The following is a 16,963-nucleotide window of genomic DNA, read 5'->3' on the forward strand; positions in this document are numbered from 1 at the left end:
CACTAGTAAGATATGTTTAGATCACCCACGATGTGCCACTGCTGCAAAGCACCCGCGCCGTGCATAATGCATTTGAATATAAGAGACATCCGGGTTCTCAAAGAAGCCCTCCAGCATCGGTTTGATGTCAGACCCTTGCGCGATATCCGCTTCAATCATCATGTGGTTTGCATCAAACCCGCGCAGTGACAACAACCGGGAGGACAGCGACACCGGAACCTCATTCTCATAGGGCATTGCATCCGCTGCATTTTCGCGTACAAAAATCGCATGGGACGCTTTGTAGGGCGTGTCATTGGGCTGGTAGGCATAGTTCAGTAAAAACACCCGCTCCCCAACCTCGGCATCATCCAGTGTGACACGGCACGGAAAGCCCGGCTTCTCATCAGCCACATAAACAACCACATTACGCTCTGCCAGTTGCTCTTCGCTCAGGCCGTTCAGCGCGTCAAACTCGTTGGATTTCAATCCGGAAATAAAAAAAGCCATAGGTCACTCCTCAAGTTGGGAGCAACCTATGGCCTTCCGCAAACCGTAACCACCCGATTTGCGAGCAATTCAAATATCAGCGCATTCAGGCTTGCGCTTGAGCCGCCGCAATCGCCTTGTCCAGCTCCGTAACCAAACCGCTATCCAGCTCCAGCCGTGCGGCAAGCATCATCAGATAGGCCTGCTCTGCCGGAAGGTTCGGGTCAATCGCAAGACGGGATGCAGTGTAAATCTCAGCAGCGGTTTCCGGGCAGGTCGCAAACGCCACCACACGGTCAATGTCCAGCGGCGCACGCATTTCATCCAGCACAAACGCTTTTTCTTCAGCACCCAGACCAAGCTCATCCAGCTTCTCAAAGATGCGCTGCATTTCATCGCCGTCCACAGTGCCATCTGCCTTGGCCGCCTGGATCATCGCAACGATCAGCGCCATAGCAAACTCTTTGGCATCACCAGCACCTGCATCCGGGTCAAACGCTGTACCAGTCGGGTCCGGCAAGGCAAGCGGTTCTGGCACAGGTACAACGGTTGCGGGCGCTGCCTGAGCCTGCGTCTGCGCAGAACCATGAGGCGCAGCTGCACCGCCGCCGCCGCCATTGTTCTTACCGTCTTGCCATGTCTGGAATGCTTTGTACGCAAGGCCACCAACCAGCGCCATGCCGCCGTATTTCACGGCCTTTTTGCCAAGTTTCTTACCCTTCTTGCTGCCAAGAAGGTATCCGGCTAATCCACCAGCAACGGCACCACCAGCAAGGCCACCTGCATTGTTTTTGATGTACGACTGCCCTTTGTCCAAAGCACCACGGGCCTGATTGCCACCGTTGGAACCTAAGAACTGATCAAGAAGTGCCTTGCTGTCGAACATCTGTAAACCTATCCCTTTGCTTTTGGACGTTACCCGTCAAATCTCTATGGAGATGGGAACCCAAAGTTTTCACTTCAAGATGCCCCATCCCGCAAAAACACAACCTGACAAAATTGTAATGTTTGGCAACCTGTCTACTGCCCAAGCGGCAAATGGTTGTCGTCCCGCAGAGTATCCATCGCGATGGAGCTGCGCACGTTCTGCACTGCCTCATGGGGCAGCAGATCATTGTTGATCACCTCGCTCAAGGCCTTCAGATCTTTCACGCGGATCTTGAGCATGTAATCCATGTCCCCCGTCATGGCGTAGGCTTCCTGCACACTTGGGATGGTACGCACCAAATCTCGAAACAAGCGGGCGTTCTCCTTGTTGTGTGTGGCCAGCGCCACCCCAACAAACGCCATCACATCCAGCCCCAGATATTCCGGCGAAAGATCAGCCTTATATCGGCGGATCACCCGCTCCTGCTCCAACCGTGTTCGCCGGCGCGAAACTTGAGAGGCAGAAAGGTGAATCACCTCCCCCAATTCCTGATTGGTCTGGCTGGCGTCTTCCTGCAGCGCTGCAAGTAACTTAAGGTCAAACTGGTCTAACTCAATCATCATTCGCACCAAATCAATATATGACGCACAATTTGTGCATATACTGCGTGATTTTACGTAAGAATGCAAACCTGTCGCGCCACAGATATTTCAGAATAGTTCCAAATTGCAAATGCCTTGTTTGAGGAGGAACAAATGGGCCCATTTCCGCATGATGCAGGACCAGCTGAGATTACAGCAGAAAACCCTGCTGGCACCGACGGCTTCGAGTTCGTTGAATTTGCCCACCCAGAGCCGGAAAAGCTGGACATCCTCTTCCGCCGCATGGGCTTTGCACCTGTCGCAAAGCATAAGAGCAAAAACATCACGCTCTACCGTCAGGGCGATGTGAACTACATCCTTAACGCTGAGCCAAACAGCTTCGCCTCCCGCTTCATCGATGAGCACGGCCCATGCGCCCCGTCCATGGCATGGCGCGTTGTGGATGCACAGCAGACCTTTGAGCATGCCATCAACCGCGGGGCAGAGGCCTACACCGGCTCCGACAAAACCCTTGATGCACCCGCAATCAAAGGGATCGGCGGCTCCCTGCTCTACTTCATCGACAAATACGGCGATAAAGGCTCTGCGTACTCAGAAGAGTTCGACTGGCTGGGCGAAGCAGACCCCAAACCAACGGGCAAGAGCTTCTATTACCTCGACCACCTGACCCACAACGTCTATCGCGGCAACATGGACAAGTGGTGGACGTTCTACCGCGAACTTTTCAACTTCAAGCAGATCCACTTCTTTGATATTGATGGCCGCATCACCGGCCTTGTCAGCCGCGCGATCACATCCCCATGTGGCAAAATCCGCATTCCGCTGAACGAGTCCAAGGACGACACCAGCCAGATCGAAGAGTACCTGAAGAAGTACAAAGGCGAAGGCATCCAGCACATCGCTGTGGGCACCGACGACATCTATGAAGCCACCGACAAACTGGCAGATGATGGCCTCAAATTCATGCCCGGCCCACCACAGACCTATTACGACCGCAGCGCCGAGCGCGTCCACGGCCACACCGAGCCACTCGACCGCATGGCCAAACACGGCATCCTCATTGATGGCGAAGGCGTCATTGGCGGTGGCATGACAAAGATCCTGCTACAGATCTTCTCCAAAACCGTCATCGGCCCAATCTTCTTCGAATTCATCCAACGCAAAGGCGACGAAGGCTTCGGCGAAGGCAACTTCCGCGCCCTTTTTGAGAGCATAGAAGAAGACCAAATCCAACGCGGCGTCATAAAACACGACGCAGCCGAATAACTAGCAGTACACCTGCTAGAAAAAAGACCGAAAGCGACGGGGGCGCTTTCGGTCTTTTTTGTGTAGGATTGATAATCAAATCCCGTCTCGACAGTTCCCCGTAAAAGTAAGACCTTTTGAGAAGTTTATCGCAATTTCTTTGCTAGCTTCACGATACCCTCCGATCATCCCTGCTCGATAAGAATCTGTAATTTCAAACAATCGCAGCGGTTCTCGTCCGATAGTTTTTACTTCAGAAAAGTATGAAGATAATGGGAATTGGGTCGTTTCTACTCTAACATTTCCATCTGCTTCAGCCCACAAAATCCAAGGGCGATAAAATTCAAAGGCAGCAAACAGAGTTTCACCTTTGCCAGACTGCAGCCATTTTCCTTTGCAGGTAAGGTTCATGGCATCTGTGGAATGATTTACAAGAATGTAGAATGTAATTCCGGAAACAATAGTTATTGCTAGAACACTTCTGACGAGGATTTTAACCAACTGAAGCATAGTCCCTCAAACACGAACCTCAACGACATCAACTTACGCTCAATCCAGAGATAGAAATTAGCAAAACACTTATTGCGGAACAAAATGAAACTTAGTTTTCTCTTGGATTGGCCAGCCGTCTTCATCTTCCTGCTGTTTAAGGGTGAAATCGACAATCTCAGGAAAGAAAGGTGCAATCATCTCTCGAGCCTCAATCTCTGAGTTGGGTTTCGGGAAAAAACTGTTCCGCATGAGTGATATCCCGGAACAAGGGAGTTTCACTGTACCTGCGATTTCAATATCTTGACAGGGATCATCGTCCCATCCGGGGGAGTCGACAACTACTGAGAATGAGATCTCAAAAGCGCGATACTCGTCTACTGGTTCCAACGTAAGAGTTCCCGACTTCGCAGTGATGTGCTGATAAATGAAGTACCATGAGCACTCCACGACATCGATATTCTGGTCAGATATCTCAAAGGATGTTTTCTCTGAGGGCAATACCAGCCAGTCAAAACTTAAGATCGTTTTCCAGTCTTCTCCAAAATAAGTGAATCGGGATAACTCAATACAAGCAGACCAATAAAGATTCCGCCGAACGCTAGTCCGTGGGTTCTCGAACAAAACACCTGAGACCTCACCACGCTCGTTTACGCGATAATCAATTAACTTTAAGGGATGGGTCATCTTTCGATGCTTTCTGCGAAGAGTAAAAATGCAATGTAAAAATTTAGTAGCTTAAAGTATCGTAAGTCGTTCGAAGCTTTAGAAAAATGCCCTTAGCTCAAAACCCACACTTATTCGATCAGAAACTAAAATACTCTTTCTCCCCTTCTCAACCAACCATCCCCCAGAGCCGATCCAGCTCTTTAGGATGCTCAAATCGCAGCATTTGCCCTTCAAAACACGATAGTTTCTCAAGGTCGCGTGGCCGGTTTGTCCGCTTGTAGTTGAGGACAAACCAGAGAAACTTCCAGTCAAAGCGCTCTTCGCAGCCTTCAACGAACTCAGCCTCTCGTCTCTGTCCCAAACCAGCCAACATCCGCCGGAACACACGATACAGGCAAATGCGGGTCGGGAAGTCGAGGTGGATCACCGTATCAGCACGGGAGATGCGTTTCTCCAAGGTGCCACCATAGTTTCCATCAATGATCCAACACGGCTGAGCAGCGAAGGTCTCCACCTTATCTGCCCAAGCAGTCTTCTCAGTCCGAACCCATCCGGACTGCCAGTAATGAAAATCCAGATGCACAAGCGGCAATCCCGTAACAGCAGCCAACCTCTTAGCCACCGTAGACTTCCCCGCCCCCGGACATCCAACAACCATCACCCGCTGCACTTTTCGCTCCCGAGTCTCTGTCATCAAGCAATTGCTAAAAATACGAGGTCCTGAATTCGGGTACGTTTCATATCAACTAAATCATCATGTTCAACACTCAAACCAACCATTAAATGCCAGGCTAATTGGGCTCAACAACCTCAATATTATCAAAGACAACACCATTAATAGTTTCGCGATCCGGTGTCAGCTTAATTGCTCTGAGCACCAGACCTAGCTTTGGGGAATAGTATCTATCAAAGGTGGTTGGCGCTGCCCGTCCTTCCAACTCAAGGCGAGATTCAATACGCCAAACATCATAGCTGCACTTACCAACCTCAACTTGCCCCTCATCCAGATAAGATAATCTGGCTACACCACGGTCAACTTCGTTTGCATTGTATTTCAAGACAAAATCAGAGAACCACTGGCCGGATTGTTTTACGGAGTCCACATTTGACAGGGACTTAGAGTATTCCAGAGAGAGTGTTCCCTTAGAACTGATCCGTTGACCGGTGACCAGCGGATGAAGGTAGATCGTGGTGACCTTCTCTTGCTTCCCGTCTCGGGTCATCACACGCTCTTCAACAAGCCCTGCAGACGTTTTCTTATAAACTGCAGAATAACCATCGGCTGTTCGTGTCAACCGCAGTCCACTTTCAGGCAGTTGCTGCGGGCAGGCAGCAGCAGCATTAATTCCAGCAATTACTAGTAAACCTGACAATCTCAACATGTTCGCCCCCAAGCACTATAAAAACACTAAGTATGGAGAGATAATAAACAAATTTCTTGGAAGGATGCCACCCAACCAAAGCCCAAAACTCACCCCACACCCAACCACGTCAGCCCCACAATCCATCCATAGCTCACCACCACGCAGAACACCGTAATCGGGAGCATCCACCAGCAGAATTGCCAGAAGGTGAAGGGGGTGGCGCCGAACTTCTCGGCTTGTTGGACCACGATGACGTTGCTGGCTGCAGAGATGATGAAGAGGTTTCCGGCCACGGTGGAGATGGTGGAGAGCATCATGAAGGTGCCGGTGCCACCGCCATCCAGCAGCTTCAGGTAAAGTTCCACCACAGGCACGTTGGAGAACAGCTGGCTCGCCCAAAAGCTCACAACAGCGGTTATCGTTAGGTCTGCCAGCTCTCCTTGCAAGGAGCCAAGAAGATATTGCAGGGAGCCGGATTGGTAGAGTGAGCCAGTGACGATAAACATGACCACAAAAAAGATCAGCGTCGCCCAGTCCACCTCCTTGAACACCCGCAGGCGCTCATCTCCTGCCACATAGATCGGCAGGCAGGACAACAGCCCAACCCAGCCAAACGGCAGCGGGCCAAGGTGAAAGTACGTCCGCCCCAAACTATCGCCTGTTATGATGCCCACCAGAAGCACAACAGAAACCATCGCAGGCCATTGCCGCCGGCTCACCTCAACCGCTTCTGCCTGCGTTTCTACGTCTTCAGAGACCAACGCACTCTCATCTGACCCATTCTTCTGCACCAGCTGGTGGAAGCGGAAGAACACAGCCACAAGGCAGATCACGCCGGGCACCAGAGCCCACACAATGAACGTCGCCAGCATATTCTGAAAATTAGCAGCATTCACCACCAGAATGTTCTGCGGGTTGCCAACGGGTGAGACCATGGAACCAACCGTCACCGCCGCGCACAGCGTCACCAGAACCACCGCCAGTTTCCACCTGAAGGCACGGCTCAGGATAATAGCAATGGGCACCCCAATCACCGCCGCTGCATCATTGGTCAACACCGCTGCACAAATCGCTGAGGCCACAATGAACCACAGCAGCACGACGCCAGCATTGGCCCGCTTCAGCAGCATATCCGCAATTTCCTGCGAAAGACCGGTGTCATACAGCGACGAGGCAATGCTGAACACGGCAAACAGATAGAAGATCAGCTGCCAGTCCACCGCATGAAACGCGGCCACAGGCCTGATCTCCCCCAGCACCAACAGCACAATCGCGCCCGCCAGCATGATGTGCCAGATCCGTACCATGGGCGGAAGCCACTGGCGCACGGCAATTCCGAGGAAAATGAGGGCGGAAACAGCAAGAGAAACCGACATGCCCCACCGTAGCCACCGTGGTTTGACAGCAGCTTAACCGCCACTTCGACAATAGACCAAAATCCTTGGGGGCTTGGAGAGAACTCTCACCTATTCTCAACGCAGATCACGCAACAATCCAGGGTCTCCATGAAACTCAACAAGGCAATGCTTTCGACGAACTTCTTCGCCGGCGATGTCGTGGGTGGAATTGGACCTTATCTTGCAATCTACCTGCTCACGGGCCTGCAATGGTCCCCCGGCAACATCGGCATGGTCCTCGCCATTGGCTCGCTGACAACCGTCGCCTTGCAAACGCCAGCAGGTGCCTTCATCGACAGCACCCGCAAAAAACGCCTGCTCCTCGCCTCCTGCGCCTTGCTCATCGGCTTCGCAACCATCTCGATCCTGCTGTTCTCGCAGTATCCGGCGGTGATTTACATTGCGCAGATCTTCATGGGCATTGCCGTCGCCTTTGTCGGCCCCTGCATCGCCGCCATAACTCTGGGCATATCAGGGCCAGACCATTTCACCGTGCAAATGGGCGCTAACCAGGCTGCTAACCACTCCGGCAATGTGTTTGCCGCCATACTGGGCGCAGGCCTCGCACTGTGGATCTCGGCAGAAGGCGTATTCTGGCTTGTTGCCCTCATGGCCGTCGGCATGGCCATCAGCATCGGCATGGTCAGCGGCTCGGCCATCAACCACAACGCGGCACGAGGTGGCTTGCACCACACTCCCAACGATGGCGATGAACCGTCCACCGTCAGCACCATCCTTTCAGACAAACGCCTGCTCACACTGGTGCTCTGCGTGTTCATGTTCCATTTCGCCAATGCTGCCATGCTGCCGCTGGTCGGGCAAAAACTCTCAGTCAATTCCAACGTCAACATCGGCGTCGCCTTCGCAGCAACCTGCATCGTCGTGGCACAGTTCTGGATGACCATCATGTCCATCATCTGCGCTGCCAGAGCCGATATATGGGGCCGCAAGCCGCTCTTCCTGCTCGCCTTCTTCATTCTGCCCATTCGCGGCATGCTGTTCATGTGGCTGGAAGATCCCGTTGCACTCATCTCCGTGCAATCACTGGATGGCATCGCCAACGGCATCTTTGGCGTGATTATCCTGCTCATTGCAGCAGATCTGACCCGCGGCACAGGCCGCTTCAATCTGGTGCAAGGCGCGCTCGCCGCTGTGGTGGGCATCGGCTCCGCCGCTTCCAACCTGCTGGCAGAAGAAATCGTCCAGTTCTTCGGCTATTCCCCTGCCTTCATCACCCTCGCGATTCTGGCCTTCATCGGCGGCACTATGTACCTGTTCCTGATGCCGGAAACTTTGCCGGCTCAAACAGATAAAGATGACGGAACAGCACCTCAACAAACGAGCTAGGACTTACGAATAGGTCACCTCAACTTTCAGGTGAAAACACTGATTTATACGATTACTCCCTTTATTTACTGGTCCTCAAATACTTATGCTTATCTCGTCAAACAAAAAGAACGCGCTAGAAAACAAATGTTCAGAGCCTGAAGCGTGAATTCAAATGAACGCGGACATGCTTTGAACACACAGTGCAGGCCAGTACTCGAATGATCGAAAAAGCCAGTAGAGAGCAGGTTCGTCGCCAAAACCGGTTCGTGGTGTTGTCCACGTTGCGGCGTCACACCACTCTGGCCCGTGTCGACCTTGGCCGGCTAACAGGCCTCTCTCTTGCCGCCGTCACCTCCATCACCGCAGACCTGAAGGACCGCGGCCTGATCACAGAGGTGGAAGAGCAACCCAATCCGGATGCCAACACCCGTGGTCGCCCGCGCACCTATCTGCGTCTGCGTGATGATGTCGCCCATGTGGTCACGGTTAAACTCTCAGTAGACCGCGTTTCTCTTGCGCTGGTGGACTACACAGGTCACCAGCATGCAGAAGCCAAGTTCATGGTGGAGTCCTCAGATATGGGTGGAGAGGCATTCATCACCCTGCTCGCCCGCGAAATCAAAGCGCTCATGAAAACAGAACCGCTGCTTGCCCGCACTGTCATGGAAATCACCGTGGCAACGCAGGGCATCGTCGGTAAGCGCAATGGCTCAATCATCTGGTCACCCACCATAGCAGAACGACAGGTGGAACTCACCGCCAAGCTCTCCAAGACCCTCGGCATCACCTGCACGCTTTACAACGACACCAACATGATTGCCGAGGCCCTGCACCGGCAGGACGCTGAGAAGTACAGCGGCAACTTTGTGGTGGTGTATATCGACCGCGGCGTCGGCATGGGCATCTTCATCAAAAACGCGCTCTACCGTGGTGAAACCGGAGCCGCCGCTGAATACGGCCACTCACCATTTACGCCAGATGGAGCAGCCTGCAGATGCGGCAAGAAGGGCTGTCTGGAAGCTTACATCGCCGACTATGCGCTCTACCGTGAAGCCCAGAAGCTGCCCAAGGAAACTTCTCCCTCCGCCATGTTCTACGGGCCGGAGTACATTCAGAACTTGCGTGCCAGAGCCCGCATAGGTGACGCGCAGGCGCAAAAGGTCTTCACAGATGCAGGCTTCGCTCTGGGCGTCAGCCTCGCCCGCACTATTTCCTTGCTGGACCCAAGCCGCATCGTCCTCACCGGCAAAGCCATGCAAGCCTACGACCTGTTCAAGCATGGCATGAACAAGGGACTGGAAAGCAGCCTTCTCACCCCATTGCTTGATGCCGTCAATCTGGAAGTCCTGCCATGGGATGAAGACTTCATCCTTCAGGGCTTATTGATCAAAGCCCTGAAGCATCTGGATGAGGCACTGATCCATTAAGGCGTACTCCCGAAAAGTGGCTCCGGTTTTCGGATAAGAGTACGCACGAAAAAGCCGGTCCCAAAGGAAGCAACTCTCTCAAAACTCATTGTAGCTCTCTTATTTGCGAGACAGCATTGCAGAAGGCAAACCGCGCGCAATTGTGTGCGCAACAACAGCAGCAAGAGCAACCTTGATCAGGTCACCCGGGAGAAACGGTAAACTGCCAACCATAATCGCTTTGTCGAGCGTCATACCAGCTTTGTAGGCCAGCACCGGCACGCCGAGCGCATGCACCACAACAATGCCGCCAATCACGCCGGAAACAACCGCGCCAAACACGACGTTCATGTTGCGCATGGCTTTCATGATCGCACCAGTGACAATCGCACCAACAATGTAACCAGCCAGATAACCAGCAGTCGCGCCATAAAACACGCCGATGCCACCGCGACCACCAGCCAGGAACGGCAGGCCAAGCGCAACGAGGAACAGCAGCAAAGCAACGGCAAGCCCACCGCGAACCGGACCAAGCATCATACCAGCCAGCATCACGCCAAGCGACTGTGCAGTAATTGGAATTCCACCAGCAAGACCCAACTCAATCTTAGGTACCAAACCCAGAGCAGCAATCAGCGCCGCATAAAATGCAATCTGAACAAGAGAACGATCGCTAGACATAGTCATCCTATCTATTTCTTATCACGGTCAAAGCCGTCAGCCCCGCCTCGGGCTGTCAAAGCTTCGGCAACATGATCTGTCATTTTAATCGCGTGTAACGCAAATGGGGCAAGCAAGCGCCAGCTGTTGGCGTGGGCTGTTCTGGCTTTATACGCTTCTTGCAGGGACGCATAAACCGCCAGCAGCACCGGAACAAACCGGATAACCAAGGCTACTGCCAGCGAGACGCGTCTTGGGGAGATGCCAAACACACGCAAAGGCCGGAACAACGGTTCCACCGCATCCATCAAGGCCTCCATATGCGTTGTTATACTAATAAAATTGGCAAGGAGCACCATCGCCAATAGACGCAACACAGCAATAATGCCCTGCTCAATATCACCCAGGAACACGTGCACCAAAAAGATGATCCCCATCATCCAGAGCAGCGGGCGAACCACCTTCACTTTCTCCAGACCCTCCTTGCCAAGCGTCGCATAAAGCGCCACCACAAACACCAGCAAAGCAGCAGAGAACCAAAGCGTGTTGAACGGGATGTTCAGCAGGCTCAGCACAAACAGAAAGATCAGCTTCACTCTGGCAGGAAGCCGATGCGCCCAACTGTTACCTGCCATGTAAAGGGAGATCATGCGCGTGCAGCCCCTTCAAAATGAAGGTCCGCGCCAGAAAGCTCGTGCTCCTGATAGGCTGCCAGCACATCCGCAGGCACACCAAACTGCTTGAGCTTGCCATCTTCAATCCAAAGCACCTTGTCATAGTCACTCAGCGCATCCAGCTCATGGCTGACAAAAAGGATCTGCTGGTCCAGCCTCTCCAGTTTCCGCCGCAAGGCTGCCCGCGTCCGCATATCCAGACTGGAAAACGGCTCATCCAGCACAACCAGCTTCGGCTGCATAATAAGCACGGCCAGAATGCAAATCAGCTGCTTTTGCCCTTCAGAAAGCTCGTGAACCGGACGCTCAGCCAACGGTGCAATGCCATGGTCGCTCATCAACGCAAGGCTCTGCGCCTTTGCATCCACCTTGCTGACACCAATCTGGCGCAAACCAAAACTCAACTCTTCAAGCGCAGTGGGAAAGATCAGCTGATGGTCCGGGTTCTGGAACACAAACCCCGTCACCCGTGCAAGTTTCTTCGCACCTTCCTCAGCAGAAACACCATGAACACGCAAAGCCCCGGCGCTCACAGGCAACAAACCATTCAGGCTACGCACAAGTGTGGACTTGCCAGACCCATTACGACCAATAATCCCAACCCGTTGATCCGGCAGTACAACACTCAGATCAGAAATGATCGTCGAACCGCTCCGCTCAATGGAAACATGGTCAAAAATGATTGTTTTTGAAGTGTCGTTCACGCTGCTCATCGCCTGCCAAAGGAGTTGCATTCCTATACACAATGCAGCATGCCAACACCACGGAAATCTAAGGAATTAGGGCTGACCATCACTGTTCGGCAAGCCTTTTCCGATGTGTCATGTCCGCAACCTTTTCAGCAAATCACCAGCTGAGAAGTCTTGCCATGTCAGCAGAACAATTCACCAATGCCCTTGTTGCCAACCATTGAGACCAAAACGCCGATCAATGGAAAAAAGACGTAGATGCCGGTCTGGATGTCTACCGGGATCTTTCTCCATCTCCTGCATTTGAGGGAGAGGAATAAGCTCTCAACCAAAACAAGTGTCTTCGGTTCACAGCGTTTCTTGAAGACATTTTTGGGACACAGCGCTTCAAGACAGCATGCTACAATAATTTATATTTGATTCTTGTTTAAAGCTCAGCACATTCGTAAAGCCGCGATACCGCAGATGAATAATAAACACGCTCCATATACTCTCGATGAAATGTTGGTCGCAATTGATTTGGTCAAGCGCCAGCAAACAGCTGATCTGTATGATCAACTAAAGTTTTGGCTCGCTCGGATGTTAAACGCGATTGGTCTTCTGAGGGGACATTTATCTTTAGATCTATCAGACCCTCAAATAGAAACGCACCTCACGCATATGATGAATGGGAGCTTGTTCAATACATGGAAGTTGAACGCGCGGAGCTTTCGATTACGACATGCGAAAAATGGCAAGCTTGAAACAGATATTTCTGGGCTTGTTGCGAAGGACCCTCCTCACTCTGAATATGGTCGATGCAACACCAAAGAAAACTCGGCTTACTATGCGGCTCTGAATATCGAAACAGCGCTTTTGGAAAGTCGTGCGAAGGAAGGAGAGCTGTACCAAGTACTAGAGATGTCGCCCAAACAAGACGTAACTCTCGATACCGTGATTGTTGGCTGGCTGGATTACTATCGGCGGCATAACGCACCGCCACATCTGCTAACAGCTCTACACGATAACCAAGCCAAGACAGCGAGGGAGCTAATCGAGAAAACAGCACCTGAAGAAGCTACCAGACAAATTGTATTTGATGCGTTTATTGCTGACCAGTTTCGAAAGATTGTTTCAAACCATGAGGGATATCGCGCAACTGCTTTGTACAGCTCTCTTATGTTGGAAACTGGTATGTTTGAGCAGATCCTTTATCCCAGCGTTGCAAATTTTGGCGGTTGGAACGTTGCCATTCGTCCTGAGCTCGTAATGGAGCGTTTGGAAATAACTTCTGTGCAATTGGTCAGAGTTGACAAAGACCTCGGATACGGAATGTACGATTGCACAGTCGTTGGACGCGGTGAGTTGTCTGGAAGTAAGATCTCTTGGACTTATGGCGACGATTACATTTCGAAAGGTGGAGAATCTCCTTTCTTCCGAGATACAATGCGAAACCCATTCAGTCATCTTTCCTATGACCGACGTGTCGAAAAAGCACTGGACTCACTTCCTAATGATGCGGGGAAAAGGTCTTTCCTCTATGTGCTAAACGTTGATGTGGCAGATTATGATGGATCAATCGTTACGGATGACTATGTATTCATAGAGTTTGATGACCAATCATTGTCCGCATTTCACGATCTGCTTGAAGTTTGCGACTTGGATATCCGCAAAGATGTCGCTAAGAACGCAAGATACCTTTTAGCAACAGATCATTCTCTTAAACTTGACCGCGTTGAGAGACAGTTACAAGACGAGTTTGGCAAAGATCTGACCGGACCAACAAGATCCGTTATATGCACCTACAATACCCCATATAGAGATTGGGGAGGTCGGTTTAAGGCGACTGAAAACCGCTTGAGCATAACTGTGCGGTCAATCGATGAAATTTCAAAGCTGTGTCATGGGTAATTACGCAAATGACAGTTTCGATATCAATATCGAGCGGCTCATTGTTGGCTGACTGGAACAAGTTGAGGTTCGCTTCGGGCTGCGAGCAGTCAAATGCGTCTGCAGTATTCAGGGCGGGCAGAGATATCGGCAATGGCTCCGAAAAATCATACCTTACAATTTGATATGCCTTTGATGCCCCATCGAGTATGATACTTGATTGCTATGAAATTGCCGATTGAGTGTAAATTTGCTCTGCTGAGTATGTTACTTGCTTCATCTGCCACAGCATTTGATGCCTCTCTGAGCAATGTCAGCGGCAAGCGCATTATTGATCTCGGCTGCAGAGAAGGCAACAACACCCGCAAACTGGCAAGAGCGGGTGCTCGCATGTCTGGTGCTGATCTTTCAAAGAACATGGTCGCCCATACAATTACCGAGGAGCAAAAGTCCCATTAGATATTACCTACGCAACCAGCTCCTTCAGCTCCAACACTGGCTTTCCTGGCGAAAAGACGAGGGAAGAGAGGCGACAGATCTGGTTGTCTCCAAGTGCTTAGACCAAAGACACGTCGCAGATCAATGGAAGTTCGCCCGGCGTGGACACCAGTCAGAAATCCAGCGCTTCAGCGTACCCAGTTTCCCTTGCAGCTTGAGCGATTATCTAAATCCCATCATCAAGGCAGGTCTTCAAATCAAAGAGATTCTGGGCCCCGAACCAACAGAGGATGCGATCCAACAGGTGCCACGCTTCCACCGTTAGAAAGATCTCTCTGCTTTCGTCCTGATGGTCAAAGCCACCAAGCCCGAAATCGCATAATCTAAAAGCTAGGTCAGCACATCCCGCAGGGAGATCAGCCACGTTTTCACCTCCGCAGACACCTTGGCATGGTCCAGCCCCTCAAAGGCATCCCAGCTCCAGCCGTTCTCAGGGCACAGCTCATCCAAAAATGCATGCAGCTCTTTTTGCTTAGCATCTGGCAAAGGCAAGTTGGCTGCATGCCTCAGCAACAACACCTGCTCCTGAAGCCGTAAGAACACCCAGAAGGCCTCCATCATAGGCCGCAGCAAATGCGGCTGTGTCTGCCACGTATTACCGGAAAACAGATCCTGCGTGACAATCGGCCCAGCTCCATGACAGTGAAACTGAACACAGCCCTTGTACCCGGTCGTCGCCAGATCAGAATGGATCTTGCAGGTCCCACAGCTCTCAAGATTTCGGCAAGGCTCACCAGCAGCTTTATCAAACGGGAAAACACTCGACTTATCAAAGGCAAGCGCCACACAGCACAAGGCAGCGCACTTCTCGCAGTCAGCTTTCAGCCGATCATCAAGTTGGTTCAGATCCATAGCGTCTTATTGGCACGAAACACAAGCTAGCGAAAGCAATCTCAAGTTTCGGGTAGATAGGGAGTGTCTCACTCTTAAGCGTGCTCCATTTGATTGGTTTCTATCAAATGCCAAAAATTCGATAAACACAACGCTCCAGAGCATGGCATGTGATGCTTCGTGTATTCAGCACCGAGCACCGAGCACCGAGCACCGAGCACCGAGCACCGAGCACCGAGCACGAATGAACGCGGCACTCTGCAAAGACAAGCTTATGAGTAAAGAAAGAACCTCAGAGGGGGATAACTTTTATTTGCAGATGCCAGCGTAACATCTGGAAAGCGGGCATAAAAAATAATGAGAATTCCACGGGTGAAATATATGCCCGCAGGATGGTTCGATGATAGAGCCTCCCCCGTTCAAAATTAATGCGCGCGGTGCAAAAGCCAGACACAAAACCACTCAATAAGAACCACGAGCAACGCACATTTCACGCAAAGAACGCAAACCAGCACAAAAGAACGCAAACCTTAAAATCAGCACGAACAGCCATTCATCACTCCACGCGATCAGGCACCTTCAAGCTGCAACAAACCCAATCTCTTTCTGCAGTTTCTTGGTCAGTTTCTTCGCAATAATGCTATGCGCCTCAAGAACATAATCCTTGATATCTTCATCAGCCATCGCCTGCGCAGTCTCAATCTGAACCCACTTCGCCCGAGCCAGATAAGGCGCTGGAATAATGCCCTCTTGTTCAGTCAGGATCTGATAGGAAAGCTCCGAACATTTAAAACTGATCTTGATCCCTTTCATCTCCGGCCGGTCCTCTCCCCAGTTAGAACAGATCGCAAAGATCTTCCCCCCAACCTTCCAAACCGAAGCATTTCCCCACTGAATGACATTGCTCGTCCCAACCAAAGACTTGCAATAATTATCAAACTCATCCCGCGTCAACGTAATCTCTCCCTCGCAATCAATAAAAGGCATCAAACATAGCCAATAATTGCAACGAAGATAACACAATCAATATGAAACTCAGCAACTCCTAAACCAACTGTCAGAATTGCCTAGTGATAAGGAGTACCCGTCATACACACTCATTCCTATTCGCCTGAAGTAAGCGTAGATTAGCTCTGTCCCGATTGCAGGCAGCCCATAGCGTCGTGCGGTTACGGGCTCAATCCCGCCGATCCATCCTGACGCAGATCTGTCCTCGGCATGACCTTCGCAAGCGCAGTAGACATAGCGAAGCACTCTTAGTACAAACACTAGAGAAAGACCAGATGCATATAAAGTGCGCGATAGTTGACCGGTCAGTGTTACAGCCGTGAGCCCAAAAGCCAAACCAACAAAAACCACCTTCAGCAGCCTAAAAACGCCACAACGCCAGATTTGAGACGCTCTGCGTTTTTTTACGTTCAAGCCCGCAATGTCACGTTGCTATGTAAAACCAGCAGGCCAAACGGCGAAGCAAGGCTACAAAAGACCTCGCACCTAGTCAGTCCAAAGAAGCAACTAAGAGCAAGGTTCAGCAGCAAACTTATTCCCCATCTGCCAACATCTATTCCCGCTCCAGAAAAACATATCCCCGTACTCAGTACTGCGAGGCACCGCAAGGCAATCCGTTTCAATCCCTTGAAGCCGTTGCTGTGGTTTCATTGAGGCCAACTGGCGGATGTTTATTCAGGGATAAGGGAGTGCTTTGGTTCTGGGCGGTTTGGAGCTTTGCTCGCAGTGTTTTCAGTGCGCATATTCAGAACGGCTTAATTCCAAAACGCAAAAAGCCCCCGTGCGTTATGCATCGGGGGCTTTTGAGTTGGTTTATGTTCTTTGTTATTTTGAAGATTTAGTCGGTGTGCTTTATTCATGCCCGGCGGCGCCCTACTCTCCCGCGTCTTAAGACGA

At 51.4% G+C, this 16,963-nt stretch carries 18 protein-coding genes; 5 read left to right on the forward strand and 13 right to left on the reverse strand.

Going from position 1 to position 16,963, the window contains the following annotated elements; translation table 11 throughout:
* Positions 1–21 precede the first annotated feature (21 nt).
* The 3 genes from PsAD26_RS28080 to PsAD26_RS28090 form a co-directional block, all read right to left on the reverse strand.
* Entirely contained in the window at positions 22–489 is a 468-nt protein-coding gene (locus PsAD26_RS28080; RefSeq protein WP_063313031.1) for a DUF1203 domain-containing protein, read from the reverse strand.
* Positions 490–574: 85 nt separating this feature from the next.
* Positions 575–1,354 (reverse strand): tellurite resistance TerB family protein, encoded by a 780-nt coding sequence (locus PsAD26_RS28085; RefSeq protein WP_063313032.1) that lies wholly within the window; start codon positions 1,352–1,354, stop codon positions 575–577.
* Between the two features lie 134 nt (positions 1,355–1,488).
* On the reverse strand, positions 1,489–1,956 hold the full coding sequence (locus PsAD26_RS28090) for an Lrp/AsnC family transcriptional regulator (protein ID WP_008551672.1): 468 nt from the start codon (positions 1,954–1,956) through the stop codon (positions 1,489–1,491).
* A 135-nt stretch (positions 1,957–2,091) separates the two neighbouring features.
* Between PsAD26_RS28090 and hppD the strand changes: the two genes are divergently transcribed.
* Positions 2,092–3,204 carry a 4-hydroxyphenylpyruvate dioxygenase gene (hppD, locus tag PsAD26_RS28095; protein WP_063313033.1) on the forward strand — a complete coding sequence of 371 codons (1,113 nt, stop codon included), beginning with the start codon at positions 2,092–2,094 and terminating at the stop codon, positions 3,202–3,204.
* A 75-nt stretch (positions 3,205–3,279) separates the two neighbouring features.
* Here hppD and PsAD26_RS28100 read toward each other — a convergent pair whose 3' ends face one another.
* The 5 genes from PsAD26_RS28100 to PsAD26_RS28120 form a co-directional block, all read right to left on the reverse strand.
* Positions 3,280–3,693 (reverse strand): hypothetical protein, encoded by a 414-nt coding sequence (locus PsAD26_RS28100; RefSeq protein ID WP_063313034.1) that lies wholly within the window; start codon positions 3,691–3,693, stop codon positions 3,280–3,282.
* A 69-nt stretch (positions 3,694–3,762) separates the two neighbouring features.
* On the reverse strand, positions 3,763–4,359 hold the full coding sequence (locus PsAD26_RS28105) for a hypothetical protein (RefSeq protein ID WP_063313035.1): 597 nt from the start codon (positions 4,357–4,359) through the stop codon (positions 3,763–3,765).
* 148 nt (positions 4,360–4,507) lie between these two features.
* Positions 4,508–5,035, reverse strand: a complete 528-nt coding sequence (locus PsAD26_RS28110) for an adenylate kinase (RefSeq protein ID WP_244278352.1) — start codon at positions 5,033–5,035, stop codon at positions 4,508–4,510.
* 97 nt (positions 5,036–5,132) lie between these two features.
* Positions 5,133–5,723, reverse strand: coding sequence for a hypothetical protein (locus PsAD26_RS28115; RefSeq protein ID WP_063313036.1), 591 nt, complete (start codon positions 5,721–5,723; stop codon positions 5,133–5,135).
* Positions 5,724–5,812: 89 nt separating this feature from the next.
* A complete protein-coding gene (locus PsAD26_RS28120) occupies positions 5,813–7,081 on the reverse strand; it encodes an SLC13 family permease (RefSeq protein ID WP_063313037.1) in 1,269 nt (422 codons plus the stop codon).
* A gap of 147 nt (positions 7,082–7,228) precedes the next feature.
* On the opposite strand from PsAD26_RS28120, the gene PsAD26_RS28125 reads away from it, so the two are divergent.
* Both PsAD26_RS28125 and PsAD26_RS28130 read left to right on the forward strand, forming a co-directional pair.
* Positions 7,229–8,449, forward strand: coding sequence for an MFS transporter (locus tag PsAD26_RS28125; protein WP_275507212.1), 1,221 nt, complete (start codon positions 7,229–7,231; stop codon positions 8,447–8,449).
* 200 nt (positions 8,450–8,649) lie between these two features.
* Positions 8,650–9,858 carry an ROK family protein gene (locus PsAD26_RS28130; RefSeq protein WP_063313039.1) on the forward strand — a complete coding sequence of 403 codons (1,209 nt, stop codon included), beginning with the start codon at positions 8,650–8,652 and terminating at the stop codon, positions 9,856–9,858.
* Positions 9,859–9,957: 99 nt separating this feature from the next.
* Here the strand turns inward: PsAD26_RS28130 and PsAD26_RS28135 are convergent, their stop codons facing one another.
* The 3 genes from PsAD26_RS28135 to PsAD26_RS28145 are packed head-to-tail and all read right to left on the reverse strand — an operon-like array spanning position 9,958 to position 11,875.
* Positions 9,958–10,524 (reverse strand): biotin transporter BioY, encoded by a 567-nt coding sequence (locus tag PsAD26_RS28135; protein ID WP_063313040.1) that lies wholly within the window; start codon positions 10,522–10,524, stop codon positions 9,958–9,960.
* Positions 10,525–10,529: 5 nt separating this feature from the next.
* The gene (locus tag PsAD26_RS28140) at positions 10,530–11,147 is read right to left on the reverse strand and encodes an energy-coupling factor transporter transmembrane protein EcfT (RefSeq protein ID WP_063313041.1); all 618 of its coding nucleotides are present in this window, start codon (positions 11,145–11,147) and stop codon (positions 10,530–10,532) included.
* Positions 11,144–11,875, reverse strand: a complete 732-nt coding sequence (locus tag PsAD26_RS28145; RefSeq protein ID WP_063313050.1) for an ABC transporter ATP-binding protein — start codon at positions 11,873–11,875, stop codon at positions 11,144–11,146. The genes PsAD26_RS28140 and PsAD26_RS28145 overlap by 4 nt, the downstream gene beginning before the upstream one ends.
* 450 nt (positions 11,876–12,325) lie before the next feature.
* Between PsAD26_RS28145 and PsAD26_RS28150 the strand changes: the two genes are divergently transcribed.
* On the forward strand, positions 12,326–13,750 hold the full coding sequence (locus tag PsAD26_RS28150) for an RES domain-containing protein (protein WP_153041601.1): 1,425 nt from the start codon (positions 12,326–12,328) through the stop codon (positions 13,748–13,750).
* Between the two features lie 204 nt (positions 13,751–13,954).
* Entirely contained in the window at positions 13,955–14,188 is a 234-nt protein-coding gene (locus PsAD26_RS28155) for a methyltransferase domain-containing protein (protein WP_063313043.1), read from the forward strand.
* 369 nt (positions 14,189–14,557) lie between these two features.
* Here PsAD26_RS28155 and PsAD26_RS28160 read toward each other — a convergent pair whose 3' ends face one another.
* Positions 14,558–15,079, reverse strand: a complete 522-nt coding sequence (locus tag PsAD26_RS28160; RefSeq protein ID WP_063313044.1) for a hypothetical protein — start codon at positions 15,077–15,079, stop codon at positions 14,558–14,560.
* A gap of 558 nt (positions 15,080–15,637) precedes the next feature.
* Positions 15,638–16,012, reverse strand: coding sequence for an MmcQ/YjbR family DNA-binding protein (locus PsAD26_RS28165; RefSeq protein ID WP_063313045.1), 375 nt, complete (start codon positions 16,010–16,012; stop codon positions 15,638–15,640).
* Between the last annotated feature and the right edge of the window lie 951 nt (positions 16,013–16,963).

Source organism: Pseudovibrio sp. Ad26 (assembly GCF_001623285.1).
Taxonomy (GTDB): domain Bacteria; phylum Pseudomonadota; class Alphaproteobacteria; order Rhizobiales; family Stappiaceae; genus Pseudovibrio; species Pseudovibrio ascidiaceicola.